Annotated in this window: 18 protein-coding genes; 10 read left to right on the top strand and 8 right to left on the bottom strand. The window is 43.8% G+C overall.

Features of this window, described 5'->3' with window-relative positions; all coding sequences use genetic code 11:
• The first annotated feature begins 54 nt into the window (after positions 1–54).
• The 5 genes from BQ7394_RS19695 to BQ7394_RS19675 all read left to right on the top strand — a co-directional run bounded on the left by BQ7394_RS19695 (position 55) and on the right by BQ7394_RS19675 (position 12,005).
• Positions 55–3,471 carry a TonB-dependent receptor gene (locus tag BQ7394_RS19695; RefSeq protein ID WP_082212051.1) on the top strand — a complete coding sequence of 1,139 codons (3,417 nt, stop codon included), beginning with the start codon at positions 55–57 and terminating at the stop codon, positions 3,469–3,471.
• Between the two features lie 18 nt (positions 3,472–3,489).
• Positions 3,490–5,013 carry a RagB/SusD family nutrient uptake outer membrane protein gene (locus tag BQ7394_RS19690; protein ID WP_075558952.1) on the top strand — a complete coding sequence of 508 codons (1,524 nt, stop codon included), beginning with the start codon at positions 3,490–3,492 and terminating at the stop codon, positions 5,011–5,013.
• A gap of 123 nt (positions 5,014–5,136) precedes the next feature.
• On the top strand, positions 5,137–7,149 hold the full coding sequence (locus BQ7394_RS19685; protein WP_075558951.1) for an MGH1-like glycoside hydrolase domain-containing protein: 2,013 nt from the start codon (positions 5,137–5,139) through the stop codon (positions 7,147–7,149).
• 12 nt (positions 7,150–7,161) lie between these two features.
• A complete protein-coding gene (locus BQ7394_RS19680) occupies positions 7,162–10,344 on the top strand; it encodes a beta-galactosidase, LacZ type (RefSeq protein ID WP_075558950.1) in 3,183 nt (1,060 codons plus the stop codon).
• 80 nt (positions 10,345–10,424) lie between these two features.
• Positions 10,425–12,005, top strand: coding sequence for a peptide chain release factor 3 (locus BQ7394_RS19675; RefSeq protein ID WP_075558949.1), 1,581 nt, complete (start codon positions 10,425–10,427; stop codon positions 12,003–12,005).
• Between the two features lie 93 nt (positions 12,006–12,098).
• Here the strand turns inward: BQ7394_RS19675 and BQ7394_RS19670 are convergent, their stop codons facing one another.
• The 6 genes from BQ7394_RS19670 to BQ7394_RS19640 all read right to left on the bottom strand — a co-directional run bounded on the left by BQ7394_RS19670 (position 12,099) and on the right by BQ7394_RS19640 (position 18,297).
• The gene (locus BQ7394_RS19670) at positions 12,099–13,097 is read right to left on the bottom strand and encodes a glycoside hydrolase family 43 protein (protein ID WP_075558948.1); all 999 of its coding nucleotides are present in this window, start codon (positions 13,095–13,097) and stop codon (positions 12,099–12,101) included.
• Between the two features lie 604 nt (positions 13,098–13,701).
• The gene (locus BQ7394_RS19660; RefSeq protein ID WP_210436552.1) at positions 13,702–14,394 is read right to left on the bottom strand and encodes a YjjG family noncanonical pyrimidine nucleotidase; all 693 of its coding nucleotides are present in this window, start codon (positions 14,392–14,394) and stop codon (positions 13,702–13,704) included.
• A complete protein-coding gene (locus tag BQ7394_RS19655) occupies positions 14,394–15,266 on the bottom strand; it encodes a Cbp1 family collagen-binding glycoprotein adhesin (RefSeq protein ID WP_075558945.1) in 873 nt (290 codons plus the stop codon). Before BQ7394_RS19655 ends, BQ7394_RS19660 begins: the two co-directional genes overlap by 1 nt.
• 18 nt (positions 15,267–15,284) lie before the next feature.
• Positions 15,285–15,989, bottom strand: a complete 705-nt coding sequence (rsmI, locus tag BQ7394_RS19650) for a 16S rRNA (cytidine(1402)-2'-O)-methyltransferase (RefSeq protein ID WP_075558944.1) — start codon at positions 15,987–15,989, stop codon at positions 15,285–15,287.
• Positions 15,990–15,992: 3 nt separating this feature from the next.
• On the bottom strand, positions 15,993–16,772 hold the full coding sequence (locus tag BQ7394_RS19645; protein WP_075558943.1) for a hypothetical protein: 780 nt from the start codon (positions 16,770–16,772) through the stop codon (positions 15,993–15,995).
• A 109-nt stretch (positions 16,773–16,881) separates the two neighbouring features.
• Entirely contained in the window at positions 16,882–18,297 is a 1,416-nt protein-coding gene (locus BQ7394_RS19640; protein WP_075558942.1) for an ATP-dependent DNA helicase, read from the bottom strand.
• A 95-nt stretch (positions 18,298–18,392) separates the two neighbouring features.
• On the opposite strand from BQ7394_RS19640, the gene BQ7394_RS19635 reads away from it, so the two are divergent.
• From BQ7394_RS19635 to rsmD, 3 genes are read left to right on the top strand one after another with little or no spacing between them, the layout of a single operon-like run.
• Positions 18,393–19,019 carry a hypothetical protein gene (locus BQ7394_RS19635; protein WP_075558941.1) on the top strand — a complete coding sequence of 209 codons (627 nt, stop codon included), beginning with the start codon at positions 18,393–18,395 and terminating at the stop codon, positions 19,017–19,019.
• An 11-nt stretch (positions 19,020–19,030) separates the two neighbouring features.
• Positions 19,031–19,858, top strand: a complete 828-nt coding sequence (locus tag BQ7394_RS19630; RefSeq protein WP_075558940.1) for a DUF3822 family protein — start codon at positions 19,031–19,033, stop codon at positions 19,856–19,858.
• Positions 19,846–20,394: a 16S rRNA (guanine(966)-N(2))-methyltransferase RsmD gene (rsmD, locus tag BQ7394_RS19625; RefSeq protein WP_075558939.1), complete on the top strand. Its 549-nt coding sequence runs from the start codon at positions 19,846–19,848 to the stop codon at positions 20,392–20,394. Before BQ7394_RS19630 ends, rsmD begins: the two co-directional genes overlap by 13 nt.
• Here rsmD and cls read toward each other — a convergent pair.
• On the bottom strand, positions 20,391–21,830 hold the full coding sequence (gene cls / locus BQ7394_RS19620) for a cardiolipin synthase (RefSeq protein ID WP_075558938.1): 1,440 nt from the start codon (positions 21,828–21,830) through the stop codon (positions 20,391–20,393). The two genes, rsmD and cls, sit on opposite strands and share 4 nt — an antisense overlap.
• Before the next feature lie 96 nt (positions 21,831–21,926).
• On the opposite strand from cls, the gene BQ7394_RS19615 reads away from it, so the two are divergent.
• Positions 21,927–22,520: a rhomboid family intramembrane serine protease gene (locus BQ7394_RS19615; RefSeq protein WP_075558937.1), complete on the top strand. Its 594-nt coding sequence runs from the start codon at positions 21,927–21,929 to the stop codon at positions 22,518–22,520.
• 108 nt (positions 22,521–22,628) lie between these two features.
• Positions 22,629–23,915, top strand: a complete 1,287-nt coding sequence (locus BQ7394_RS19610; RefSeq protein WP_075558936.1) for a Gfo/Idh/MocA family protein — start codon at positions 22,629–22,631, stop codon at positions 23,913–23,915.
• A 102-nt stretch (positions 23,916–24,017) separates the two neighbouring features.
• Here BQ7394_RS19610 and BQ7394_RS19605 read toward each other — a convergent pair whose 3' ends face one another.
• Positions 24,018–26,819, bottom strand: a complete 2,802-nt coding sequence (locus BQ7394_RS19605) for a TonB-dependent receptor (protein WP_075558935.1) — start codon at positions 26,817–26,819, stop codon at positions 24,018–24,020.
• Positions 26,820–26,944: the final 125 nt, after the last annotated feature.

Here is a 26,944-nt window from a genome sequence, read left to right as displayed (position 1 = left end):
TCAAATAAATTTTTAATAACCTGAATTTATTACTAACTAATCATTTACAAATGTATGGATTATATTATGAAAAGTTTGCTTCGATGTGAGAGATTTTCATCGTGGCAAAGAAAAAGTTTATCTATTATGAGATGTCTGCTCTTATTTGTTCTCTTTGGTACTTTACCAGTTTTTGCTGAAATCACATATTCACAATCTACCCGTTTCTCATTAGATATGGAAAACACGACGGTGCAGGAAGTGCTTTCTGCTATTGAACAGAAAAGTCTGTATTATTTCACTTATAATACGGAACAGATCGATGTACATCGTAAAGTATCGGTGAGCGTAAACGATAAAAATATAAAAGATGTACTGGGACAATTATTCTATGGTGAAGATGTTAAATACGACATCAACGATAAGCATATTGTCTTGTATAAAGGTTCAAGTCGGAACATCGCTTTAATGAAATCTCAGCAAATGCGTAAGATAACAGGAACGGTTAAAGATAGTGGAGGAGAGCCTATTATCGGAGCTAATATTGTCGAAAAAGGAACGAGTAACGGCACAATTTCTGATATAAACGGACATTTTTCCCTGGAAATATCGAGTAACGGCAGCTTGCTGATTTCTTATATAGGCTATATCCAACAGAAAGTAACTCCGGGGAAAAATAGTACAGTAGATGTGGTCTTGGCAGAAGATACTAAAAAGCTGGATGAAGTTGTAGTTATTGGTTATGGAACACAGAAAAAATCTGATGTTTCCGGGTCTGTAACAACAGTCTCCGGTGAAAAGTTGGCAAATTTACCTACGGCAGGAGCAGCTGATGCCCTGCAAGGGATGGCACCAGGGTTGTCAGTCAATTTTGGAACAGGTGCTCCGGGAAGCGATCCTACTATTACGGTACGCGGTATGACATCCTGGGGCTCAAGTAACGAGCCTCTGATAGTTATTGACGGAGTGCCTGGGGATATGTCTTTTCTGAACCCGGAAGATATTAAATCGATGACTGTTCTGAAAGATGCGGCTACAGCCGCGATTTATGGAGCGCGTGCAGCTGCTGGTGTAATTCTGATCGAAACGAATCGTGGAGGGAAGCAGGAACCAAAGATTTCGGTTTCCGCCTATTTTGGAATGGATGACCTACCTAAACGAATGGAAGTTTGTAATTCAGAAGAGTTTATAAAAGTGCGTAAGATGGCCTTGACTAATGCCGGTTTACCTCAAAGCCGTTGGCCTAAATATATTGCTGCATACGAGGAAAATCCTGGTCAGTTTGCCGATACGGACTGGCAGAAGGAATACTACCGTCGGGGTCTGACTCAAAAATATAATTTAGGATATACCGCCGGGAATGAAATAATGAATGTTGCCCTGTCTGGTTTTTATTCTTCAACGGATGGTATTATTGTCGGTACAGATTCGGAAAAATTTGGTTTCCGCTTGAATTCCGATATTAAACGTGGTAAGTTCAGAATGGGTGAATCTATCAGCTATGGTCGTAAGACAACGACTCCTGAAGCTGATACCGGTTTTCCTGGTATGTACCAGACTACGAATATCGAACCTTTGGTTTCGGTTTACGACCCGGATAACGAAGGTGGTTATGGTGGAGCAATACCTGGTATGGGGATGTCGGATGCGGCAAACCCGGTTGCTTTTAATAATCTGATCAAAACAACTAAAGCAAATGATTATATCTCAGCTTCGGCTTACATCCAGTATGAACCGATAAAAGATCTGATCGTTAAATTCCAGGCAGGGCGTAATATGAACTTTTATCACTATAAGTCATTTACACCAACCTATTATGTAGGAGCTAGCAAGGTAAATAAAATAGCTTCTTTATATGAAGAAAGAAGTAAGCGGACAGAAGATTTGTTGGAATTGACAGCCAATTATAATAAAACTTTTGTCGAAAAGCATAGCTTGCAGGCGTTGTTGGGTATTTCTCAGGAAGAAAACAAGTATGAAGACCAATCGGGATCTGCCTCTCAGTTTGAGAACAACGATATGCAATACCTGCAACACGGACAAACCAATTTTGCTGTGGGCGGAGGGTATAATCGTTATGCGTTGCGTTCGGCTTTCGGCCGTGTTAGTTATAATTACGACTATCGTTATATGGCGATGATTTCGGCTCGCTATGATGGTTCTTCCCGTTTTGGAGAAGGTAATAAATGGGGATTTTTCCCATCTGCTTCTCTGGGTTGGAATATTGCGAATGAAGGATTCTGGGAGAAGATGAAAGAGACTGTATCAACCTTCAAACTGCGTTTGAGTTATGGTGCTCTCGGCAATCAATCGATTGGTAATTATAAATATATACCTCGCCTTACTTCCAATACGAACGATCTGAATTATCCTTTCGGCGGTAATGCGATCAGTATGGGATATGCTGTTATCGGTTTACCTTCCACGCATATTAAATGGGAAACAACATTATATAAAAATATTGGTATTGACCTGGGATTCTGGAACAACAAACTTGAATTCTCGGCTGAAGCTTATATCAAAAATACCAAAGATATGCTATCGTCTAAAAATATCAGTACATGTACAGGCTTTGGCAGCCTTATTGTAAATGAGGGACGCTTACGGACAACCGGTTTCGAGATGCAGGCAATCTATCATGGAAGTGTAGGGCGTAAATTCAAATATGATCTGGATCTGAACGTTTCACATTATAAAAGTGTCCTGAAAGAAATGTCGGATCCCGGTTATCTCGATGAATATGGTCCGGCACGAACTTATGTTGGTGGTGAGATCGGTGAGTTTTGGGTGTTGAAGACCGATGGTATTTTCCAGAGTCAACAAGAAGTGGATGATTGGAATGCCCAGCATGGATCAAAAGATGCTGCCGGTAACTGGATTCCTTTACAACCGGCAGCTGCACCCGGCGATATACGTTTTATCGATCAGAACGGAGATGGAAAGCTGGATTCGAACGATAAAGTAAAAGTAGGTAGTGGCAGTCCGAAAGCAATTGTCGGCTTCAATGTAAATCTGCGTTACGGCGACTTCGACTTGGTGGCAAACTTTTATGGTAATTTCGGTGTAAAACGCTACAATTATATGAAACGCCAGCTACAGCGTATGGATAAAGTTTTCAATTATGGTAAAGACGCTTTGAATGCATGGACACCTGAAAATCCGAATACAGATATTCCACGTGCGGTTGTAGGCGATCCAAACGGAAATATCCAGACATCAGATCGTTTTGTTGAGAATGGTAATTTTCTGCGTCTGAATAATCTGCAGATAGGTTACAATATGCCGGCAAAAGTATGCAAGTCTCTACACATTAGTAATCTTCGTGTCTACCTAGCTGCCAATCGTTTATTCACGATCACTGGGTATAAAGGATACGATCCGGCTACTGGGGCGACGTCTAATAGCGATACCGGAACTACTTATATGGGGATAGACGATGCTTTGTATCCTTTGAGTCGTTCTTATATGATCGGTTTGAAATTTGGTTTTTAATCATTAAAGAAGAATATCATGAAATTAAAGAATATATTTATTGCCGGTCTGGCACTTAGCTTAGGTTTATCGGCTTGTACGGGTACTTTTCTGGATGAGAAAACAAACCCGAATTATCTGACTCCGGGTATATTCTGGAAATCAGAAGGAGATATAATCAAGGGACTGACAGCAGCTTATGCCTATTTACAACCTAATATGGCGTGGGGAATGCCTTTCGAACGTTATATTGTAATCGATAACTATCGGAGTGATGAATTGGATTTCCGTGCTGATGTGACTTCATGGATGAACCTGGCAATGTACAACAATACACCGAACGATGCATTGGGCTACGGTGAATGGCGCGATTTGTTTAAAGGCATTAATTATTCCAATCAGTGTATTGACAATATCCCAACTGTAGAGGGCGTATCGGAAGAGGTAAAGAACTGTTCATTGGCGGAAGCCCGTTTCTTACGTGCATATTATTATTTCAGGTTATACCTGAACTTTGGTGAACGATTGCCTTTATATGAACATGAACTGAAGGGTACGGACGAAGAATTCTATCCAGAGCAATCACAACCCGGAGTTATTACCGGTTTTATCGAAAAGGAATTAACTGATGTGCAGAACTACTTACCGGAACCTGGTGAATGGAAACCGGAACAGGCTGGACGGGCCACTAAATATATGGCAGCAGGGATACTTGCTAAGTATTATATGTTCCGTAATCAACAGGATAAAGCGGAGGTAGAATTGAAAAAAATCATAGACAGTGGCCAATACGAGTTGATCGACAACTATGGTGATCTGTGGGATGGATTGCATAAGAACAGCAAGGAAGCTGTATTCGAAGTTCAATACTCAGGAAATATGGATGGCGGTCGCCGCGAGTTTAATCGTTTGGCTATCCATCTGGCCCCTAGTGATGCTGAAGGTTATGAAGAGGCATATCCCTCTTTCTGGCTATTTGATGTCATGAAGCAAGACAAAACGGTTGACGGTAATTACAGCGATCGACTATATGCTACGATTCTGTTCGATGATCCGAAGACCAAAGCATTCTACATGGAAGATGGAAAACAATTCAGTGATCACCATTCGAAAGACGCTATTTACTGGCATAAGTTTGTTACTTGGGATGAGTCATTGAGTCAGTATTGGGACTGGAGTGCTTTTAATATTCCGGTAATTCGCTATGCGGATGTTCTCCTGTTATATGCAGAATGTCTTAATCACCGGGGAGCAACTTCGCAGGCTATCGACTATATCAATCAGGTTCGTGCACGTGTAAATGTTACGGCTCTCCCGAAAGACATGAATAAAGAAGCTGTATTGAAACATTTGCAAGATGTAGAACGTCCTTGTGAATTGGCGCTCGAAGGTTCCCGATGGTATGATCTGATTCGTTGGGGTATTGTAGAACAGACCTTGAAAGAACATAAGAAACCATTCGTGGATAATTATGTTGACAGTAAACATAAACTGTTACCTATTCCACACGATGAATTCCTGTTGAATCCCGGTTGGGAACAAAATCCGAATTTCTCCAAATAGAAGCTTTAAATAACAAACAGTCACTTTGCAGCGTTACAAGCAACCTTTTGTAACGCTGCAGGGAGATTGTGTGTAAAGACTTAATTCTATTTATTGAATCTTCACTTTATAAACATTTCTATTATGAATAATATAATAAACTATTTTTCGGTTTATTCCGCCCTCCTATTGTTTTCCTGTAATATAGGTTTGAAGAACAACGTTTTGCCGGAAGAAATAAAAAACGACCGGGATGATTTTTATAACCTGATAAATATCAAGAATGTACCCCAAACGGAGGCTGATCGCGATTGTTTTGTCTTTGCTGATCTGGGTTCGTGGACTGGGTATGCATTGCCTGAAAATGAAGAGAACAAGTTGGCCGGGAGTTTTATCGGACCTTATATGATGACGGGGAGAGGATGGATTGCCCGTTCGCTCGCAGAACCGATTATCCGGGTCGACGGTGAAAAGTTTGATCTTGCCCGTAATATACAGACTTCAAAATATTATCCGGGTAAGCTTGTACAGGAATTCAGGAACGAACAATTGAGTTTTGTGACCGAACTCTGTTTTTTATCTGCCCGTACCGCACTGATTCGTTCTCGTGTAGAAAATACAGGTGGGAGAGAAGTTTCCGTTTCTTTACAATGGCGTGGTGGAGTTTACGAGAACAGTGCTACTTTGTCGATAGAAGAGAAAGGGATAAGGATTGCCAATAATCGGGAACAGACATTTACATATGTTTCGTTCCCCACAGCCGAAGATGTACGGTTGGTAGGAACAGATAGTTTACTTGTCGTTGAAAAAGAAGAACTGAGACTTTCTCCCGGTGGTAGTTTTGAAACAGCATCAACCCAAACGTTTGCGTTTGAAAGGGGAGCATTGGATAAAGAACTCGAACAGCTAAAAGGTTTGGAAGTTAATCTTGTTTTTTCTGAAAATGAAAAACGTTGGAATACTTATTTATCATCTTTGTTCGACAATGATAGCCCGTTCATGAAAGAGAACAAGTACAGGCATGTGGTAGTCAAAGCTTTGATGACGCTCATAGCTAATTGGCGTACACCATCGGGAGATATCCTACATGACGGTACATATCCATCCTATAATGGGTTCTTCGGTATTTGGTCGTGGGATTCATGGAAACATGCTGCAGCCAATGCCTTATATAATCCGGAAGAAGCCAAGAATGAGATTCGTTGTCTTTTTGATTATCAGGCGGAGAATGGAATGATTCCCGATTTTGTGAGTCGTAATAAAGAACGGATCAACTGGCGTGATACAAAGCCCCCTTTAGCTGCATGGGCTGTCAAGTGCATTTATGATGCTACCGGTGACAAGGCTTTTGTGGCAGAGATGTTCGATAAACTGTACAAGTATCATCAATGGTGGTATACCGATCGCGACCACGATAAGAATGGTATCTGCGAATATGGCTCTACTGATGGAACTCTTGTGGCAGCCTGTTGGGAAAGCGGTATGGATAACGGAGTTCGTTTCGACGATGCCGTCATGCTGAAGAATGAACCGGAAAAAGCCTGGTCGATGAATCAGGAGAACATCTGCCTTAATTCTTTCCTTTCTGCCGAAAAAAACTTTTTGGCAGAAATGGCGGAGATACTAGATAAGAAAGAACTGGCATTACAACTGAATAAAGAGGCGGAAGCCCTAAAAAATCATATACAGGCGAAGATGTTCGATGAAGAGACCGGCTTCTTTTATGATACCCGGTTGGGAACCGGAGAATTCATAAAAGTGATGGGGGCTGAATGTTGGTTGCCTCTCTGGGCCGAGGTTGCTACTCCACAGCAGGCACGTAAAGTGTTGGAAAAGATGCTTGATCCGGAAAAGTTCAATTCGAAAGTTCCATTAGGTACACTGGATATCAGCCATCCGAGGCTACGTCCCACCCGTGGATACTGGCGTGGTCCGGTTTGGATCGATCAGGTGTACTTCGGTGTGACAGGTTTGCGTAAATATGGTTTTAATAAAGAAGCTGATCAGCTAATAATCCAATATATCGACAATGCTCAGGGATTACTTACGGACGGACCTATCCATGAAAATTATAATCCACTTACGGGTGAAACCTTGAACTGTCCGAATTTTAGCTGGTCGTCGGCTATGACTATTAGAATGTTGTTGAATAAATAAAGATACACATATATGAGAAAACAATTATTGTTCTTTATAGGCATGTCCGGTTTTTTATTTGCTGCCCATGCTCAGTATGATGGGGCACCTATGGAAAAGCCTCAGGAGAAAAAAGAAGAGGTAAAAGAGTTGCGCCATGATAAATATCCTCATTCGGATAACGATTGGGAAAACTACGATGTATTACATATCAATCGTTTGCCTTCCGCTGCTACTTTCTTAGGCTATCCGACGAAAGAGCTGGCTGTTAACGAAGTGAAGTCGGCCTCACCTTATTATTTGTGCCTGAATGGAACCTGGAAGTTTCATTATGTTCCGAAGGTGGCTGAACGTCCACAGGGTTTTTGGAAACAGGAATTTGATATTTCCGGTTGGGCTGATATTACCGTGCCGGGAAACTGGGAACTGCAAGGTTTTGGTTATCCCTTTTATGTAGGTAGTGGCTATGGTTTCAAAAAGAATCCGCCGTTGATTCCGGCCGACAACAGTCCTGTAGGTTCTTATAAAAGGACGTTTACTGTGCCGGCCGACTGGAAGAACCGTCAGGTCGTTCTCCATTTCGGCTCTGTTGCATCTTCTTTTTATGTTTGGGTCAATGGTAAACAGATCGGTTATTCGCAGGATTCGAAAACTCCGGCCGAATTTGATCTCTCCGACTTCCTGAATTGGGGAGGAGAAAACGAGATAGCCGTCCAGGTCTTTAAGTTCAGTGACGGGTACTATTTGGAAGATCAGGATTTCTGGCGCTTTGCCGGTATACAGCGGGATGTGTATCTGTATGCCCGCCCCCAAACGCATATTCGTGATTTTGAGGTGGTGACTGACTTGGATGAGTTGTATACTGATGCTGATTTCAGCCTGTATCTTGAGCTGGGGAATAGAAATCCGGAAAAGATAAAAGGTGCTGAAATAGAGATCGATCTGCAGGAACCGGATGGCCGTAGTATTTACACGGAACGGAAGAAACAGCAAAAAGGAAGCCCGGATATTGAATTTCACCAAAAGATTATCGCACCGCGGCTTTGGAGTGCAGAAAAGCCTAATCTGTATCGCCTACTGTTAACCTTGCGCATAAACGGAAAAGTGGAAGAAGTTGTTTCCCGCTTTATCGGTTTCCGGGAATGTGAGATGAAACATGCCCGCTTATGGGTAAACGGTCAGCCTGTATATATAAAAGGTGTGAACAGGCATGAGCACGATGCCGTAACCGGACATGTTGTCGATGAAGCATCGATGATTAAAGACTTGCAATTGATGAAACAATTCAATATCAATAGCGTTCGTACCTCTCATTACCCGAACGATCCGCGTTGGTACGAACTTTGCGATCTGTATGGCATTTATGTAGTAGATGAAGCGAATATCGAAAGTCATGGAATGGGATACGATTCCGATAAATGTCTGGCTAATCAGCCGGAATGGGAAAAAGCATTTGTTGATCGTACGGAACGCATGTTTGAAAGGGATAAAAACCACCCCTGTGTCATTGTCTGGTCGTTAGGTAATGAAACGGGTGAAGGCTGTAACTTTGCTACGACTTATAAATGGATACATGCTCACGACAAGTCGCATCGTCCGGTACATTCGGAAGATGGGATCAAGGGACCTTATACGGATATCTTCTGTCCGATGTATAAGAAACTGGATGTACTGATCAATTGGACTCTTTATATGCCGGACAAACCGCTTATCCTTTGCGAGTATGCACATGCGATGGGTAACAGCGTCGGTAATTTACAAGATTACTGGGATGTGATAGAGAAATACCCGAGTCTGCAGGGGGGATTTATTTGGGACTGGGTTGATCAGGGAATCGCGCAGAAAACTCCGGATGGCCGTTTCTATTGGGCATACGGTGGAGATATGGCACCGGAAGGAACGCCAAGCAGCAAGAATTTCTGTATGAATGGATTGATCGCTGCTGACCGTACATTGAAGCCACATATATGGGAAGTGAAGAAAGTTTACCAGAACATTGCTTTCCGGCTGGCCGATTATCACAAAGGATTGGTCGAACTGACAAATAAATACTTTTTCACCGACCTTTCCGATTTCACGTTCGGTTGGCGTCTGGAAGGAAACGGCGAAGTATTGGCTACCGGGATAATCGATAAAGTGGAACTGCCTGCCCAGGAGAAAGGTTTATTCAGAACTTCTTTTCCTACGATCGAAGAAGAACCAGGTGTAGAGTATTATCTGAATTTCTATGCGTATCAGAAATCGGATGCCGGATTATTGAAAGCCGGTGAAGAGTTGGCTGGTGAACAGGTAAAACTGCCGTTCGGTAAGTCGGCTGTATCGGTACAGACTTCTGTTCCGTTGAAAGCAGAGGAGCATGACGGACGTATAGAAGTGACAGGAGGAAAGATGAAAGTAGCTTTCGATCTCTCTACCGGGGCTTTATGTTCTTATATGTTCGAAGGAAAAGAAATGATAAAGGAAGCTTTGCAGCCTAACTTCTGGCGGCCATCTACGGATAACGACCTGGGGAGTGATCTGGCTAAACGGTGTGATCCATGGCGGCATGCAGGGCGGGATGCAAAATTAATACAGACCGAAAAACGGCAGATCGCAAATGATAAATACGAACTGATATCCACTTACCGGTTGCCGGAATCGGTCGATCATTCCACTTTTGTTATAAAATACCAGATTTCAGGGGAGGGATATGTCGATGTGAATTGCCTCTTCATACCAGCCAATGACACTTTGCCGCTACTGCCTCGTTTGGGAGTCAGTCTGACATTGAACCCCGAGTATGACCAGATGGAATGGTTCGGACGCGGACCGTATGAAAACTATTGTGATCGTTATACAAGTGCATTTGTCGGGCGTTATAAAGGTAGTGTCTGGGAGCAGTATTTTCCTTACGACCGTCCGCAGGAAAACGGTAACAAGACCGAAGTCCGCTGGATGACTCTCACCAATATGCAGGGGAGCGGATTGAAAGCTGTAGGTCAGCCTTACATTAGTACCAGTGCTTACTTGTTCCCGACTGACGACCTGAGTGAAGTCGATCTGAAGAAACACCAACGTCACATGTCCGATATTCACCCGAAAGACATGGTTACCTGGAATATCGACTGGAAACAAATGGGCGTAGGAGGAGATACCAGTTGGGGTGCCTATCCGCATCAACCGTATTTGATACCGGCAGTAAGGCGTAACTTCGGATTCCGTTTATATCCGTTATAATTAGGTAGGGGCAGGTTTGGAATCTGCCCCTTCGTTTTGTATCTTTGCCGCGTCTTTGTAAAAACTATATTAAGAATAAGATGAGTCAATATTCAGAAGAGATTAAAAGAAGAAGAACGTTTGCTATTGTCAGCCACCCGGATGCCGGTAAGACTACGCTTACAGAAAAGCTGTTGCTGTTCGGAGGAGCTATTCATGTGGCCGGTGCCGTAAAGTCCAATAAGATTAAGAAGACGGCGACATCCGATTGGATGGAGATAGAAAAACAACGTGGAATCTCCGTTGCAACCTCTGTTATGGCTTTCGACTATGAAGATCATAAAATAAATATCCTCGATACTCCCGGTCACCAGGACTTCGCCGAAGATACTTTCCGCACATTGACGGCCGTAGACAGTGTGATTATCGTGATCGACATTGCCAAGGGGGTGGAAGCACAGACCCGTAAGTTGATGGAAGTCTGCCGTATGCGTAAGACCCCGGTGATCGTGTTTGTCAACAAGATGGACCGCGACGGTAAAGATCCTTTCGATCTTCTGGATGAGATTGAAGAAGAATTGCATATCAACGTACGCCCGTTGAGCTGGCCGATCGATATGGGACAGCGTTTCAAAGGCGTATATAATATATATGAAAAGAAACTCGACCTGTATACTCCGAGTAAACAATACGTAACGGAGAAGATCGAGTTTAACGATATCAACAGTCCCGAACTGGAAAACCATATCGGCGATACCCTGGCCGATAAACTCCGTGCCGACATCGAACTGATCGAAGGCGTTTATCCGGAGTTCGATGTAAATACTTACCTGAAAGGAGATATTGCTCCCGTGTTCTTTGGTTCAGCCCTGAATAACTTCGGTGTGAAGGAGTTGCTCGACTGCTTTGTCAAGATTGCTCCGTCGCCTCGTCCTATACAGGCTGTCGAACGTGTGGTAGATCCGGAGGAAGATAACTTTACAGGTTTCATTTTCAAGATTCATGCGAATATGGACCCGAATCATCGCAGTTGTATTGCTTTCGTGAAGATCTGCTCAGGTCGTTTCGAACGTAATGCGCCTTACAAGCATGTCCGCTTCGGTAAGCAGATGCGTTTCAGTAGTCCGACAGCGTTTATGGCTCAGAAGAAGGAGACGGTGGATGAAGCTTTTGCCGGCGATATTATCGGTCTGCCCGACACAGGGAACTTCAAGATCGGCGATACGCTTACCGGTGGTGAAGAGTTGCACTTCAAAGGACTGCCAAGCTTCTCTCCGGAAATGTTCAAATACATCGAGAATGCCGATCCGATGAAGGCTAAACAGCTGAACAAGGGTATCGAGCAGTTGATGGACGAAGGAGTTGCACAGTTGTTTACTAACCAGTTCAACGGCCGTAAGATCATTGGTACGGTAGGTCAGTTGCAGTTTGAAGTTATCCAGTACCGCTTATTGCATGAATACGGTGCACAATGTAAATGGGAGCCGATCAGTCTTTATAAAGCCTGCTGGATCGAAAGTGAAAACCAGACAGCTTTGGAAAACTTCAAGAAACGTAAATCGCAGTATATGGCGGTCGACAAGGAAGGTCGTGATGTCTATCTGGCCGACTCCGGCTATGTATTGACGATGGCACAGCAGGACTTCCCGGATATCAAGTTCCACTTTACTTCTGAGTTCTGATAAAATTGAACAAACAAACTCATTCTATATAAAAAGAGCCGTGTCGATACTTTCAACACGGCTCTTTCCATATCTAACCAACTTTGTCTGCTTTTATTTATAAGGCTTTCCAATCACCAGCTTATCTCCCGACAGATCGACCTCGAATAGGTGGGGAATGCGGCGGTAATGCCCGTTTATATCCTCATGGCTGTGAACAGACATCATCCATTTACCTTCCAGCGTCTGGAACAACATTCCGTGTCCGAAGTTCTGTGGCGTGATAATCTCTTTCTCCTGAATCCAGGGACCGTCCAGTGTGCCGCTTTCCGAATAAGCCACTCCTTGTACATATATATCATAGATCCAGCTGGTCCAGATCATACCCAGACGCCCGGTTCCGGTTGTAAAGAGATAAGGGCCGTCGGTTACTTTGTGCGGGCCGATCTTTCCGTTCTCGTCTTTCTCACGGCTCCACGGGGAATCGCTGGCACGGAAAAGGACTTTTCCTTCACCGATAGATCCGCTCAGATCCGGTTTCAGTTCGATCTTTTCGATCGTGCCGTTCCAGTTCTGTAACCATTCATAGCAATATATCATATAAGGTTTCCCGTCTTTGTCTATCCAGAACGTTCCGTCGAGTGTCGGTTTATCGGCCGGAAGATAGGTCAGGTCCTTCATCGGGACGTAAGGACCATCTGGCTTGTCACTCACCAGGATATGTGAAGCCCGTCGTTCTATCGGAGTACCGCGAACGGTATCGATCATTACCGCCTGGTTGGTGAATGTGGCGAAGTAGTAGTATTTATCCTTGTACTGATGTAATTCTGCCGCCCAGATCATCGGATGGGGCCCCATCCACGATTGCGGATCAGTTTGTGCAACCTGAAAAGGTCCTTCCCATAATTTCAGATCTTTACTTTTCCAAAGCATACCACCGGTCCCGGTCATATAATACATGGAAGTTTTCCGGTCAGCCAGAATAGCCGGATCGCTTAACACAATAGAATCCAGTGGAATATCCTTTTTAACCGATATATTCCCTTTTCTTTGGGCCGGAAGTATAAGTGAACACGTCAGGCAAGCCAATACAATTAGGCAAAGTTTGTTCATAATAATGATATTTACAGTTAATAATACGAGTAGCTAAAACACTTATCGTTTGCAAAAATAGAAATATATTCTTACAAAGCAACTTGTATCTCCTTGTTTCTTTGCCGGTAAGCTTTCAGTTGATTTACTACATACTACTGGAAATGTTTATTCATCTTGTCCTGAATATGAATCCTCTTATTGTGTTTTCCAATACACAACAAGAGCCTATTGCAGAGGAGGCCATAATTTCCCGGGCAGGAAACTGCAATTCCCTGCGGAGGAAATTCATGTTTCCTGCCCGGGAAATTACAGTTTCCTGCGGAGGGAACTAGAGTTTCCTAAGAAGGAAATTGTCGGGGAACTGGAGTTTCCAAACTTTAGAACTACGAGGAAACTGTAATTTATTGATTAATAACGAATAGACTTTATACGAGACGCGTCTGTATCTATGTGTTATTTCATCCTGACGGTCTGTCTGAAAAATATTTTCTACTATCAATTGGTTTTATATTTCTCGTGATCGGAGACTTTGGTTATTGTCAGATTTATATCATTCACATTCAAGAATACTTATTCCTGAATGTGATATAAATGCAAAAGAGAAACGTGCATTCTACGGAAATTATAATATTTTTTTTATCTCTTCCAGGCTACTGACCGTATAAGTCGGAGTGAATTTCTGGGGAGATAATCCTTTTGGATTGAACCAGAGTTGGTCTATTCTGGATTGGTGGGCGCCGAAGATATCGGCTTCGAAGCAGTCGCCGATCATCAGGGTTTCGTTGCGACGGGAGTTGGTGTTGATCAGGGCGAAGTCGAAAATACCTTTATGCGGCTTTTGGATACCGGCATCTTCCGACAGAATCATTCGTTTGAAGTAGGGAGCCAGTCCGGAGTTGCGGAGCTTCTTGTCTTGTACTTCGCGGAAACCGTTCGATAAGATATACATACGGTAAGAGGGGCGAAGGTATTCCAATAATTCGATAGCACCTTCGACAAGCCGTGTCTTGGTTGTGGTACGTTGCAGGAAGTCGTTGTTGACAGCCAACACATCTTTGGTATCTTCAATACCCATCGGGCGTAGCATATAACGGAATCGGTCGACGATAAGCGTTTGCCGGTCGATCTCTCCGGCACGGTATTGCTTCCATAGCAATTCGTTGTGCGGCCAATAGATATCAAAGAAAGCCTCGAAGGAGGCATAATACCGATCAAAGTGGTGATCGGTATAAATCTCTTCGAGGCATTCTTTATTATTATGGTACGTATCCCAAAGGGTATCGTCCAAATCTATAAAGAGGTTTTTGTATTTCATCATCCTACTTCAATAACCAGATATTTACCCAGGCTCCAGAATGTTTTCGGGTCTGTGATATTCAATGTCAGATTACCGTCTTCGTCTTTCACGAATTCGTAAGAACCTTCCGGATGGTTGGATTTCAGTTTTGCCTTACCGGCGAATAAAGGAATTTCTTTTACTTCACGGATATCTACAGAGATAAAGTAATCCTTGTTGAAGCCGCTCTGCAATACTTTTGATTTAGAGAAAAGGCCGCCTCCGGAAAGAATCTTCTGATCCTTCAGTTCTTTGGCTGTACCGAAACAGTAGTAAGCGGTGTTGAGTGCTTTGTCCTGTTTGTTCAGTTTATCGGACTGGGCAGCAGCTGTTGTTGCCAGGCTTTCCACATCTTCATTCAGCGAAGAAACCATTTCGTCCAGTTCCTGGATACGTACGTTCTTCTTTGCCAGGTCTTCCTGAAGGGCGACGATCATCGTTGCTTTCTGATCCAGCTCGGATGAAAGGCGGTTGATTGTTTTCTTCAGTGCGGCTGACTGGATACCGCTCTTTTTCAGTTTTTCTTCCAGCTGACTGATCGTTTCCTTATTCTTTTTCAAGGTTTCGCTGATCAGTTGCATGTTTTCCTTGATCTGTTCGCGATTGCTTTTGCTGAATTCGCTACCTGATTGCTGCTGAAGATTCAGATAGTTTTCAGCATCACGGATAGACTGTATGTCTGCCTCTACATCATTTAATGTAGTAAGGATTTCATTCATTTCGCTGGATGCTTTCGTATTCTCTATTTTCAAAGAATCGTTTTCAGCTTTCAACTTTTTATATTCTGCCGAGTTCTGTCCGCAGGATACCAGTAATGTTGCGCAGGTACAAACCAATAATAACTTTTTCATTTTCTTCTTGTTTTTGAATTAAACATCTTTTTCTGTCTCTTTTTCTTTTTTATCTTTCAAGCCTGCTAATACTATAACAATCTCACCTCTCGGATCGTTCACGGTAAAGTGTGCTATAACCTCTTCCAGGGTTCCGCGGACAGTCTCTTCGTGCAATTTGGATATTTCGCGTGAGACGGAGACTTGCCGGTCGCTCCCGAAGAATTCGGCTAGTTGGGTTAGCGTCTTTACCAATCGGAAAGGTGACTCATAAAAAATGATCGTTCTGTTTTCGGTAGACAACTCCTTCAGGCGGGTCTGACGTCCTTTCTTTTGAGGGAGGAATCCTTCGAAGCAGAATTTCTCGTTGGGTAACCCTGAGTTAACCAGGGCCGGAACGAAAGCAGTGGCTCCCGGAAGGCATTCGACATCTACACCTTGTCGTACACATTCCCTGACCAGCATAAAGCCGGGATCGGAAATGGCCGGCGTACCGGCATCGGAAACAAGTGCAATGTTTTCGCCGCCTTTGATGCGGGAGGCGATTTGCTCCACGGTCTTATGTTCGTTGAACTTGTGGTGCGACTGCATCTTGTTCTGTACCTCAAAATGCTTCAGCAGAATACCGGTCGTACGTGTATCTTCAGCCAGAATCAGATCGGCCTCTTTCAATACACGGATAGCCCGGAAGGTCATATCTTCCAGGTTCCCTACGGGAGTCGGTACAACTGTTAACTTTGCCATATCTTATAGGAATCGTTTTTCAAGTAGTTTGATGAAGTCGGCTACGGCTTCATCTTCTATATTCCATTTCAGTTCATTATTTAAATAGGTGACCGATTCTTCGTACGAATGAATATCGTTGAGGTCGGTGATCGCCTTATTCATTTTTTCTTCATTGCCTCCGAACAACTCGCGACGGAAACGGAAACGGTCGTTCAGGCTGAATGCCTTACGGAAGTCGGAGAGATTTTTCTTCTCCAGGATGTCACTAAGGAAAACACCTTGTTTCTCCGTCGTAACGGATTTGTGAAGCACTTCCGTTTTTGCTTTAGGTTCGACAACCGGGGCAGGTACTGGTTCGGGCTGTACGGTAACAGCCGGCTCCGGTATACTGGCTTCCGGTTGTTTAACAATCGGGGTCGGTTGTATCGTTTCCTTTTCTTCTATGATGATTTCCTTCTTTTCGACGATCACTTCGCGGACAGCTTCTTTCGGTTCCTGTTCCTGAATGATAACGGGTTCTTCAACCGGCTTTTCTTTCACTTCGGGAGCAACCGGCATCGGTGCGGCGACCGGGTTTGGCAACGACTGGATCAGAGCCTGGTGGGCTTCCATCTGTTCGCGCAGCATCTCGATCTGGGCTGTTTCCAGCGAATGAAGATCATTCAGTATCTTATGTGTCAGATTAAAAGTCTGGCTAAAGAAGGATACCGGATAAACTTCCGCATCACGCATCCCGGCTATCAACGTCTCTAGTTCCTTGAGGTCAAGTAACAGATAATCTATTTTTTCTTTATTTGCCATTCCTGAATTTAATATTTACAAGACCGTGTTTACAACGCTTTTGTCTTAATTGCAACAAAAATAACTATTTCTATTAATGTAACGTGATTAATAGGCAAAAAATGTATTGTCACTCAACAAATTCATCCGGCAAATTAACTAAATATAGCCGGTGAGTGGCACGGGTGAAGGCTGTGTAGAGCCAACGGTAGAAGTCTTCGCCCAGCATTTCTTCTGTCATGTAACCAATATCGAGGAAGACGTTCATCCATTGTCCGCCCTGGGCTTTGTGGCAGGTGATGGCGTAGGCATATTTTACCTGTACCACATTGTAGTGCGGGTCGGCCTTCATCTTTTTCATCTTACCTGCTTTGGTCGGAATATCGTCATAGTCTTCCAGTATGGTGTAGAATAATTTATCGTTAAGCTCTTTAGGCAGGGCCGGAGCGTCTGTCTGCAAGGTGTCCAGCAGGATCTTGATATCCATTTCAAGATCGTAATCCTGGAAACGTACGGTGACATCGGCAAAGCGGAATCCGTATAGTTCGCTTGTACGCCTGACACGGAGCACCTGCACGATCTCTCCGTTGGCGATGAAGTCCATCTCTTTGCATTCGCTGGTCCAGTAGTAGTTGTTCTTGGCAACCATCAGGCGGTCGCCCGACGATAATTCTTCCTCCCGGTACAGGATACGGTTGCGGATGCCGTTATTGTAGATCGTTGCCCGCTTGTTCGACCGGCAGATGATCATTGTATCTTCCACGCCGTCGCGACTGTAAGCCGACGATATCTCTTCGATCAATTCGTCGCCGTTCACTTTCCTGAAATCGGCGAATCCTTTCAGGTTGAGCTTCGGATAGATCTCTACGGTGTTCTCCCGCAAGGCATTGCGTAAGCGGGTGGCATTGAACAGGATACCGGAATCTTCACTTTGCCGGACTACCTGTGTCAACGTGATTTGGCTGACGGTGAGGTTATAGCCTTTCAATATCTCTGCATTCAATGCCGGGCTTTCGGTCTGCATGACCGGCGGAAGCTGTGCCACGTCGCCCATCAGGATCAGCCGGCAGTTCTCTCCGGAGTAAACATACTGTATCAAATCGTCCAGTAAGCGCCCTGTGCCAAAAAAGGAGGAGTCCAAGCCGTCGTTCGAGATCATGGAGGCTTCATCTACTATAAATAATGTATCTTTATGTAAATTGTCTGCAGGTAAAAATCCGGTCGGTTCGTTGGAGAAAGCCTTTTGCCGGTAAATCTTTTTATGTATGGTAAAGGCTTTATGGCCGGAGTAATTAGAGAACACCTTGGCCGCTCTTCCGGTGGGGGCGAGCAAAACCGTTTTCTGTTTTAGTTCAGTCAACGTTTTGACAAGGGCACCGACCAGAGAGGTTTTTCCCGTTCCTGCATATCCTTTCAGCAATAAAATGGAGTCGTTTTCATCTGAAAGCAGGAAGTCGGTCAGTATTTTTAATGCCGAATTCTGGTCTTCAGTAGGATTATATGGGAAATTTTGCGTAATTTGGCGGCTTAAATAACTATTTATCATTTTGATTGCAATAATTTTGGTGATAAAGGTAGTGTATTAAATATTCTTTTTTAAATTTGCCGAACGAAATAAATTCAAAAAAAACAATACAAACCATGAAAGTTACATTAAAGATTTTAGTAGCCGCTGCAGTTCTCCTGCTAGTTTACATGTGTTATAGAAGCATTATGACACCAATGGAATTTGATGCAGAAAAAGATGTGCGTGAAAGTGCTATCAAGGCTCGTCTGATCGATATCCGTAAAGCTCAGATCGAGTACAAGAATGTGTATAAAACACATGCAGGTAGTTTTGCCGATTTGATCAAGTTCCTGAAGGACGACAAACTTCCGTTCCTGATCAAGGAAGGTGTTTTGACTGACGAGCAGTTGGAAAAAGGTATGACAGAGAAAGAAGCTGTAAAGAAAGGTTTGATCAAACGTGATACAGTTTGGGTAATTGCCAAGGATACTTTGTTCGGTGCCAACTACAATGTTGACGATCTGAAAATGGTTCCGGGTACAAACATTCAGTTTGATATGGATACTGCAACTCTGACTTCAGGCTCTGGTTATACTATTAAAGTATTTGAAGCAGGCGTTAAGTATGACGATTACCTGGGTGACCTGGACAAACAGTTGGTTGTAAACCTGAAGGATAAAGCTGAGAAGCTGAGCAAATATCCGGGCTTGCGCGTAGGTTCACTGACTGAAATTAATAACAACGCAGGTAACTGGGAATAATTTTATCGCTTATGACTATCAGTGTTCCTGATACGTTGACTGCAGATAATTCTGGAAAGTATATAATGTCCATCCGGCTTAGGTCGGATGGACTTTCTTTTTCAGGATACAGTCCTTCGGAGAATGAAAGCTTCTTTTACAGGAACGTGGAATTCGACCGGACGAAGCCTTATATTGCTTCATTGAAAGAGTTTTTCTTTGAACATGAATTCCTCACCTATTCCTATAAGCGGACAAATCTGGTTTGTGTCACGCCACAATACACTATTGTGCCGGAAGAGGTATTTTCCGATAAGCAGAAGAATGATTTATTGTCATTCACATTTCTGGCTCCGGAAAGCAGGTGTCTGAATAATCACTTGACACGGGAATCAGTGGAGGTTGTGTTCGGAATCGATGAAGAAGTCTATGAGTTCTGTTCGCGTTCGCTGATCAATCCGGCTTTTATTCATCATATCACGCCTCAACTGGCTTTATGGAAACAGCAGAGCCGACAGTTGATTCCTCGTCAGTTGTATGTGGTCTTGCATCGCCGGATGATGGATGTGGTTTGTTATGCCGGAGGGTCGTTGCTTTTTGCTAATTCGTTCGAGTATGACAAGCCTGACGATATTCTCTACTATATATTATATGTATGGAAACAGGTGGGGATGGATCAGGAGAAAGATCAGCTTCATCTGTATGGAGGTGCTTCCCTTCGTAACAGTATCACTGCTACATTGCGGAATTATATACAATATATCAGTCCGGCTGAAATACCGTCGGATGCTTACTTATTGGGAGCCGAGGTTGTACAGGCTCCGTTGGATTTAATAGCTTTATCTGTATGCGAATTATAAGCGGAATATATGGGCGCCGACGTTTCGATGTACCGTCATCTTTCAGTGCACGGCCGACAACTGATTTTGCCAAAGAAAATCTTTTCAATGTGATTAACAACCTGACCGACCTGGAAGGGGCCGATGCGCTCGATCTGTTTGCCGGGACGGGCAGTATCTCGTTCGAACTGTTGTCGCGGGAGTGTAAAAGCGTGACGGCTGTGGAGAAGAATAATGCACATGCCTCTTTTATTGCGAAGGTGGCAAAAGAACTGAAGACCGATTCGCTGCACCTGATCCGTGGTGATGTATTTCGCTATCTTCATTCGGCTCCGAAACAAGGATTCGACTTTATCTTTGCCGATCCTCCCTACGCCCTGAAAGAGTTGCCGGAAGTACCGGTACTGGTATTCGAAAAGGATCTGTTGCGTGACGGAGGTATCTTTGTCATGGAGCATCCAAGAGACAACGATTTCTCGGAGCTTCCTTATTTTAATCAGCGCCGGGTATACGGTTCTGTTAATTTCAGCATCTTCATCAAAGAGGAAAAGGCTTAGAGGAGCGGTGAGAACAATCGCATGAACGACTCTATCAGCCGTTGTTTGACGGGGCGTTTTAGCCAACGTGAAGGAACCAGTCGTTCGCAACTGTGCAGGTCATGTTGAAATACCCGTTTCATCTGCAAGGCAAAAGAGGGTTGGTAGACGAAGGCGTTTATCTCGAAATTATGTTCGAAGCTTCGGAAGTCCATATTGGCTGAACCGATGCAGGTAAGTTCATCATCCGTAACCATCAGTTTGGAGTGGAGGAATCCCGGCTTATAGAAATAGACTTTCACACCGGCTTTCACCATCTCGTCGATAAAAGAATGCGTAGCCATGTTGGCTGTCCGCGTGTCCGAACGTTTGGGCAGCATAAGGCGTACGTCGATCCCACCCAGTGCTGCGATCAGTAGGGCCTGATTCAGACCGTCGGTCGGAAGGAAATAAGGGGTCTGTATATAGACATACTTTTTGGCATTGGCAATTGTGAAGATATAGGCCTGCAACAAGGTGCGCCATTGTCCGACCGGGCCGCTTGTCGCAATCTGCATGATATTGTCGTCGTTATATATTTTTGCCGGCGGATAAAAGATCTTATCGTTCAACAGGTTTTTGCTGACAACATACCAGTCGATAAGGAACGCAGACTGAAGCCCATGCACTCCTTTGCCTATTATCCGGAAATGCGTATCGCGCCAAGTCCCCCATTCGGTCCCTTTTTCATACCGGTCAGCGATATTCATACCTCCCATATAACCGATCTGTCCGTCTATCACGACGATTTTCCGGTGATTTCGATAGTTCACTTTACTGGTGAAGACCGGGAATGCTACTCTCAGGAAGGCGTGAACTTCTATTCCGGCTTCCTTCATCTCATTGAAGAATTTGTCTTTTACATTCCAACAGCCCACATCATCGTATAGGAGCCGCACTTTGACACCTTCCCTGGCCTTTGCTATCAGGGCATCTTTGAAGCGTATACCGACTTCGTCATCACAAAAGATATAATATTGGAAATGGATGTGGTGTGTTGCCCCCTGTATATCTTTAAGCAGGTCTTTAAACTTTTCGCCTCCATTTGTATAAATTTTGATCTCGCTCCCGTAAAGGAGGGAAGACTGGTTGCTGTTATTTAAAAGCGTAACCAACGGTTGGTATGGGCCGGGTACGGTACAGGCATCCTGGGGAAGTTTGCCTTCCTGCGGACGCTTCATAATACGTTTATATGTTCTGCGTGAGATAATACGCTGTTTCCTATTGTCCTGTCCGAAGAAGAAATAGAAGAGCAAACCTACACCGGGAGCCAGCAATAATACAATAACCCAAGGTATGGTTTTTAAAGGGTTTCTGTTTTCTGCGATGATAACCAATACCAGCCCCATGATCGTGATGGAGTATAATATAATGAATATTACCCCAACGATCCATTGTATATGTATGGCTGCCAGCATTCTTTTTATAATTTGTTACAGGTTGATAAAGGTAATAAGGTAATTCGGAAATAACAAATCTTTACTACATTTGCCGGATATATAAAAGAAAAGAAGATGATTACATATATTATTATAGGTATAACAGTCGTTGTTTCGTATCTCTGTTTCAATAATCAGGATTTGTTTCGCAAATTAGCACTGATACCTTACCGGACGGTGAAGAATAACGAATGGTATCGTTTGGTTACACATGGTTTTGTACATGCGGATATGACGCACCTGCTGGTGAATATGTTTACATTCTGGTCGTTCGGAACGTATATAGAAAGTATATTCGGTTATCTCGGGTTCGGAACCTGGGGATATCTTGGTCTTTACTTCGGAGGAATGGTCTTTGCTTCTATATATGATGTATTGAAACATCATAATGATCCGTATTATGTTTCTATCGGAGCATCCGGTGCGGTGTCGGCTATTTTATTTTCTTCTATCCTTTTCGATCCGTGGAGTAAGATATTGCTGTTTGCCATTATTCCGATTCCGGGAATTATCTTCGGTGTGCTCTATCTGGCTTATTGTCAATATATGGCTAAACGTAGTGGGGACAATATCAATCACAATGCCCATTTCTACGGCGCTGTCTATGGTTTTCTGTACCCGGCTTTACTTAATCCTTCGTTGATAACAGCCTTTCTAGCTCACTTCTAACCTGAATAATTTCAGTATTTAAGGCCGTTCAAGTGTTTGCTTTTTAGGGGATTATTTATAGATTTGTAGAAATATCTCAATTTCTAATAATACCATAAGACAGACACAATGAAAAGAAGAAACTTCATCCGAAGCGGAGCTCTGGCGATTGCGGGCTTCACAATTTTACCTCGTCACATTTTAGGTGGAACTAATTTTGTAGCTCCCAGCGACCAGATTAATCTGGGAATTATCGGCTGTGGAGCACAGGGGCGGTGGACACTTGGGCCGGAGTTTGCCCGGCGCGCCAATCTGATTGCTGCTGCCGATTGCGAGTCCCGCCAGTTGAAAGCCATGCAGGAAATTGTCGAAAAAGAAACAACGAAGGCTAAAGGACAGGCTTATAAAGGATTCAAACTTTATGCAGACTATCATGAACTATTGAACCGAAGCGATATCGATGGTGTAATCATAGCAACCCCCGATCATTGGCATGCTGTACAAACCATCGAAGCATGTCGTGCAGGGAAAGATGTATATGTGGAGAAACCAATGTCGCATAGTATAGAAGAGGGCAGGGCGATGGCCGATGCTGTGGAAAAATACAATCGTGTATTGCAGGTGGGGAATATGCAACGCTCATGGCGAAACTTCCGCCATGCCTGTGAGCTGGTTCGTAACGGATATATCGGGGAGATCAAAGAAGTGAAAGTTTCCATCGGACCTCCTCCTGTAAAATACGATCTACCGGCACAACCTGTTCCTAAAACACTGGATTGGGAAATGTGGATCGGCCCGGCTCCAATGAATGTATATAATGATGAATTGGCTCCTCCTATGGAACGGAATATATACCCGAACTGGCGTAACTATCGGGAATATGGTGGTGGTATGATCTGCGACTGGGGGGCTCATATGTTTGATATCGCCCAATGGGCGCTGGGCATGGATGACTCCGGCCCGATCGAATTCACTCCTCCCGAAGAAGGCGAACTGAAACCACTCAGTATGCGTTATGCCAATGGAACGGTTATGACGCATGAGCCTTTCCGTAAGGCTGATGGTAATGCAGTCCGCTTTATCGGTTCGGATGGTGTAATCGATATTAGCCGTAGCTTCCTGGATACTATCCCTGCAAAATTGCAGGATGAAGTGATAGGTGATGATAAGATCAAACTCTATAAAAGTGACGATCATTATAATGATTTCCTTACAGCAATGAAGACACGTAAACAGCCGCTCAGTACCGTTGAGGTCGGACATCGTACGGCTTCCCTATGCCATATCGTCAATCTGTGCTACGAATTCGATCGTAAATTGGTTTGGAATCCGGAAAAAGAGGAGTTCTTCTTTGATGACGAAGCGAACAAGCGGCGCGGTAATCCGATACGCGAACCGTATAGCCTGAAAGTATAGTATATATAATAATGTATAGGAAAATGTAAGCGGTGGTAAAAACTCGTAAGAGTTTAACCACCGCTTACTATTTTATATTCTGAAAAGTTTCGTATTCTTATATCAGAATCGTGGAGGTCCACCGGGACCACCGTGACCTCTGCCGCCCGGTCCGCGAACATCGTTCATACTGGCACCTCCCTTGAAGATGCTGAACCGGTAGATGAAGTGAACCATGAAATAACTGCTCAACGTATTATACTCGGAATATTGCGTATATTCGGTATTTATAGTCTGGGAGATGTTACTGCGTTGTTGCAGGATATCATAGATCTTGAAACGTAATGTAGCCTGATTGCCTTTCAGGAACGATTTGGAAGCGGAGGCATTCCATAAAACTTCTTTTTGTTTATATCCTGTTGCATAGCCGGAGTTGGCCGACCAGGTGATATCGCTTTCGATCTTGAAATCGAGTGGAAGATAAATCGCCGTTGTCCCTCCAACACCGTAGTTGAACGTATTCTGATCGTTTTGTCCCTGCAATGAGTTTTGAGCACCGGTGTAACGGATATTCCCGTTTATTCCCAAGTCTAAATAATCCGACCGGAAATCGAAGCCGGCACGTTCCATTGCCGTGAAATTCTTATTCGTGTTTTTTTCTTCATTGATGAAACCATTGGTGTTGGCATACGAGGCCATAGTCATGGAGTTGACAGAGAACTTCTTGTTCTTCAGCGGCGTGTTGAACAGAACGCGAACGTTTCCGTTGTAGTTGCCGTTTATATTTTCATAAGTAGTCATCTTTTTCCCGGATTCTCCCAGGTAAATAGATTTGGTAACGATGTCATTTACTATGTAATTGGCATTCAACATAACCATGAAAGCGGTCTGTTTCTCAGGAACGAATTTCTGAAAACGTGCGAACAGGTTATTCGAATAGGTCGGTTTCAGGTCCGGATTACCGGTGATAGTGTTCAACGGGTCGGAAATATCGTCTACCGGTTGCAACTGTGTCATGCTCGGCTGGCTGGTGCGTCCCCGATAGTTGATCCTTAAATTTGTACGTTTGTCAAACCGGTAATTGAAACGGATCATTGGTGATACGTTGAACACATTACGTGTCAGCTTGGAGAGAACCGAGTCGCCGACAAAGTTTTCACTTACGCTGTGGGAAGGAGCAAAGTTCATACCGACAGTATAATCGTATTTTTCGCGTATTGCCTTGAAAGCCAGACTGGCTTCCTGGTTGATGAAGTTGTTGCGGTAACTTTTACTGTATGCCGTGTCCAGTACATTATAATCTTCACTATCTTCTCCTTTTACATACGAATTTTTTAGTGACTCCTGTTTGTTCTGGCTGATACTGTAAGTCGCTTGGATGAAATTATTATGTCCGATCGGTTCAACCCACGACAAATAAGCCCGGTAATTGAAGCCTTTGTTATCGTATCTGAACTGTTGGTCGATTAATTCGTCCGGAGTATCTCCCAGAAAATATTCCGTATTCGAGAAATTCAATCCTTTATTATATGAATCACTTACTCCTCCGGATAAAGATCCGCTAAGTACACGACCTTCGTTATTTAGCTTCCGGCTGAATTCCAAACGGGCATTCACATTGTAACCTTCTCCGTCGGAAAGGTAATCGGATTTTCCCAGGTTGACCGAATCTCCCCGATTGGTCAATGTGTTGAATGAACCAAACTCGCGGTTATGGCTGTTGCTGTAAGTAAAACTAGGTTGGAAAATGATTTGGGTAGCCGTATCCGGTTTCCATTCCATACGGAAATCAGCGCCGATGTTATCGCTTTTTGTATTGTTATTGTTCAGTTCGTTCTTGATTGTAGAACTGTCGTTGGGTAAAAAATTCGTCCGGTTGGTTCTGCTTTCTGCTTCATTATCCGAATGGGAGAAACGTACGTTACCCCCTAGCGTCATTTTTTTGTTGAACTCTTTACTGAAGTTCAGCCCTGCATTACCGGAAGAGGTGATACCGTTCCCGGCTCCACCGCCTCCCCGTCCTCCGCGTCGTCCACCCATTCCGGAGAACATTGTAGAAGCGATGTCCGAAAATCCCATGTTGTTCGTATTATTCAAACCTCCCATGAAGGTGACCTGGTCGTTGTTGATAAACCGGTTGATCATCGCGTTTCCTTCATACCTGTCTTTGCTGCCATAGCCGGCAAAAGCATTTCCGAACCAGCCTTGTTTCATTCCTGGCTTGACGGTCAGGTTGATAACTGTCTCTTCGTCCCCGTCATCAAATCCGGTCATCCGTGCCATATCGCTCAAACGGTCGAGCACCTGTACCTTTTCGATCATCTTGGTCGGCAGATTCTTGGAAGCAACCTTCGGATCGTCGGAGAAGAATTCTTTTCCGTCGATCAAAACCTTTTTGATCTCTTTTCCATTAACTGTGATTTTACCTTCGCTGTCGACTTCCACACCAGGCATCTTTTTCAACAGGTCTTCCAGAACGGAGCCTTCTGTCGTCTTATAAGAGTCGGCATTATATTCGACGGTGTCGTTGCGGACAACCACTTCCGGTGCCTTACCTATAACAATGGCTTCCCCCAGCATGATGGAACCGTCGCTGAGTGCCAGTTTACCGACATTGACAGGGTTGTTTTTTCCTGTAATCCGTAAAGGTTGGTATAAAGGATCGAAACCAACAAAAGAAACGTGCAACAGATAACTACCGGCCTTAATCCCCTTCAGCGTGAAATTCCCGTTACGCGAACTGGCCACGCCTCCGACCATTGTACTGTCTTTTACATTTAATAAGCGGACCGTAGCCTGTTCGATAGGCTCGTTGTTCCCTTCTTCCACCACTGTTCCAGTGACATCAACTCCACCCCGCTGTGCAAATGCCGGCAAAGAAAAGAGAATAAGAAATAACCATAAAAAGTATCTTCCCGATTTCATAACTAATGTATTATCTGTATCTAACAAATGTATTCCCAGACTGGTTTCCGGGTACGAGAAGATAGACAAAAGGAATTGGATTAAGTTTAAAAATATATGTGACGATTTCGATTTATTAACGAAAA

It is taken from the genome of Parabacteroides timonensis (assembly GCF_900128505.1).
GTDB classification, from domain to species: domain Bacteria; phylum Bacteroidota; class Bacteroidia; order Bacteroidales; family Tannerellaceae; genus Parabacteroides; species Parabacteroides timonensis.
Note: the sequence above shows the minus strand (reverse complement) of the source record. Positions and strands in the feature narration are given on the sequence as shown.

Excerpts from the sequence above, each read along its gene's own strand:
- BQ7394_RS19695 (WP_082212051.1), top strand. The coding sequence starts at position 55 with ATGGATTATATTATGAAAAGTTTGCTTCGATGTGAGAGATTTTCATCG.
- BQ7394_RS19690 (WP_075558952.1), top strand. The coding sequence starts at position 3,490 with ATGAAATTAAAGAATATATTTATTGCCGGTCTGGCACTTAGCTTAGGT.
- BQ7394_RS19685 (WP_075558951.1), top strand. The coding sequence starts at position 5,137 with ATGAATAATATAATAAACTATTTTTCGGTTTATTCCGCCCTCCTATTG.
- BQ7394_RS19680 (WP_075558950.1), top strand. The coding sequence starts at position 7,162 with ATGAGAAAACAATTATTGTTCTTTATAGGCATGTCCGGTTTTTTATTT.
- BQ7394_RS19675 (WP_075558949.1), top strand. The coding sequence starts at position 10,425 with ATGAGTCAATATTCAGAAGAGATTAAAAGAAGAAGAACGTTTGCTATT.
- BQ7394_RS19670 (WP_075558948.1), bottom strand. The coding sequence starts at position 13,097 with ATGAACAAACTTTGCCTAATTGTATTGGCTTGCCTGACGTGTTCACTT.
- BQ7394_RS19660 (WP_210436552.1), bottom strand. The coding sequence starts at position 14,394 with ATGAAATACAAAAACCTCTTTATAGATTTGGACGATACCCTTTGGGAT.
- BQ7394_RS19655 (WP_075558945.1), bottom strand. The coding sequence starts at position 15,266 with ATGAAAAAGTTATTATTGGTTTGTACCTGCGCAACATTACTGGTATCC.
- rsmI (WP_075558944.1), bottom strand. The coding sequence starts at position 15,989 with ATGGCAAAGTTAACAGTTGTACCGACTCCCGTAGGGAACCTGGAAGAT.
- BQ7394_RS19645 (WP_075558943.1), bottom strand. The coding sequence starts at position 16,772 with ATGGCAAATAAAGAAAAAATAGATTATCTGTTACTTGACCTCAAGGAA.
- BQ7394_RS19640 (WP_075558942.1), bottom strand. The coding sequence starts at position 18,297 with ATGATAAATAGTTATTTAAGCCGCCAAATTACGCAAAATTTCCCATAT.
- BQ7394_RS19635 (WP_075558941.1), top strand. The coding sequence starts at position 18,393 with ATGAAAGTTACATTAAAGATTTTAGTAGCCGCTGCAGTTCTCCTGCTA.
- BQ7394_RS19630 (WP_075558940.1), top strand. The coding sequence starts at position 19,031 with ATGACTATCAGTGTTCCTGATACGTTGACTGCAGATAATTCTGGAAAG.
- rsmD (WP_075558939.1), top strand. The coding sequence starts at position 19,846 with ATGCGAATTATAAGCGGAATATATGGGCGCCGACGTTTCGATGTACCG.
- cls (WP_075558938.1), bottom strand. The coding sequence starts at position 21,830 with ATGCTGGCAGCCATACATATACAATGGATCGTTGGGGTAATATTCATT.
- BQ7394_RS19615 (WP_075558937.1), top strand. The coding sequence starts at position 21,927 with ATGATTACATATATTATTATAGGTATAACAGTCGTTGTTTCGTATCTC.
- BQ7394_RS19610 (WP_075558936.1), top strand. The coding sequence starts at position 22,629 with ATGAAAAGAAGAAACTTCATCCGAAGCGGAGCTCTGGCGATTGCGGGC.
- BQ7394_RS19605 (WP_075558935.1), bottom strand. The coding sequence starts at position 26,819 with ATGAAATCGGGAAGATACTTTTTATGGTTATTTCTTATTCTCTTTTCT.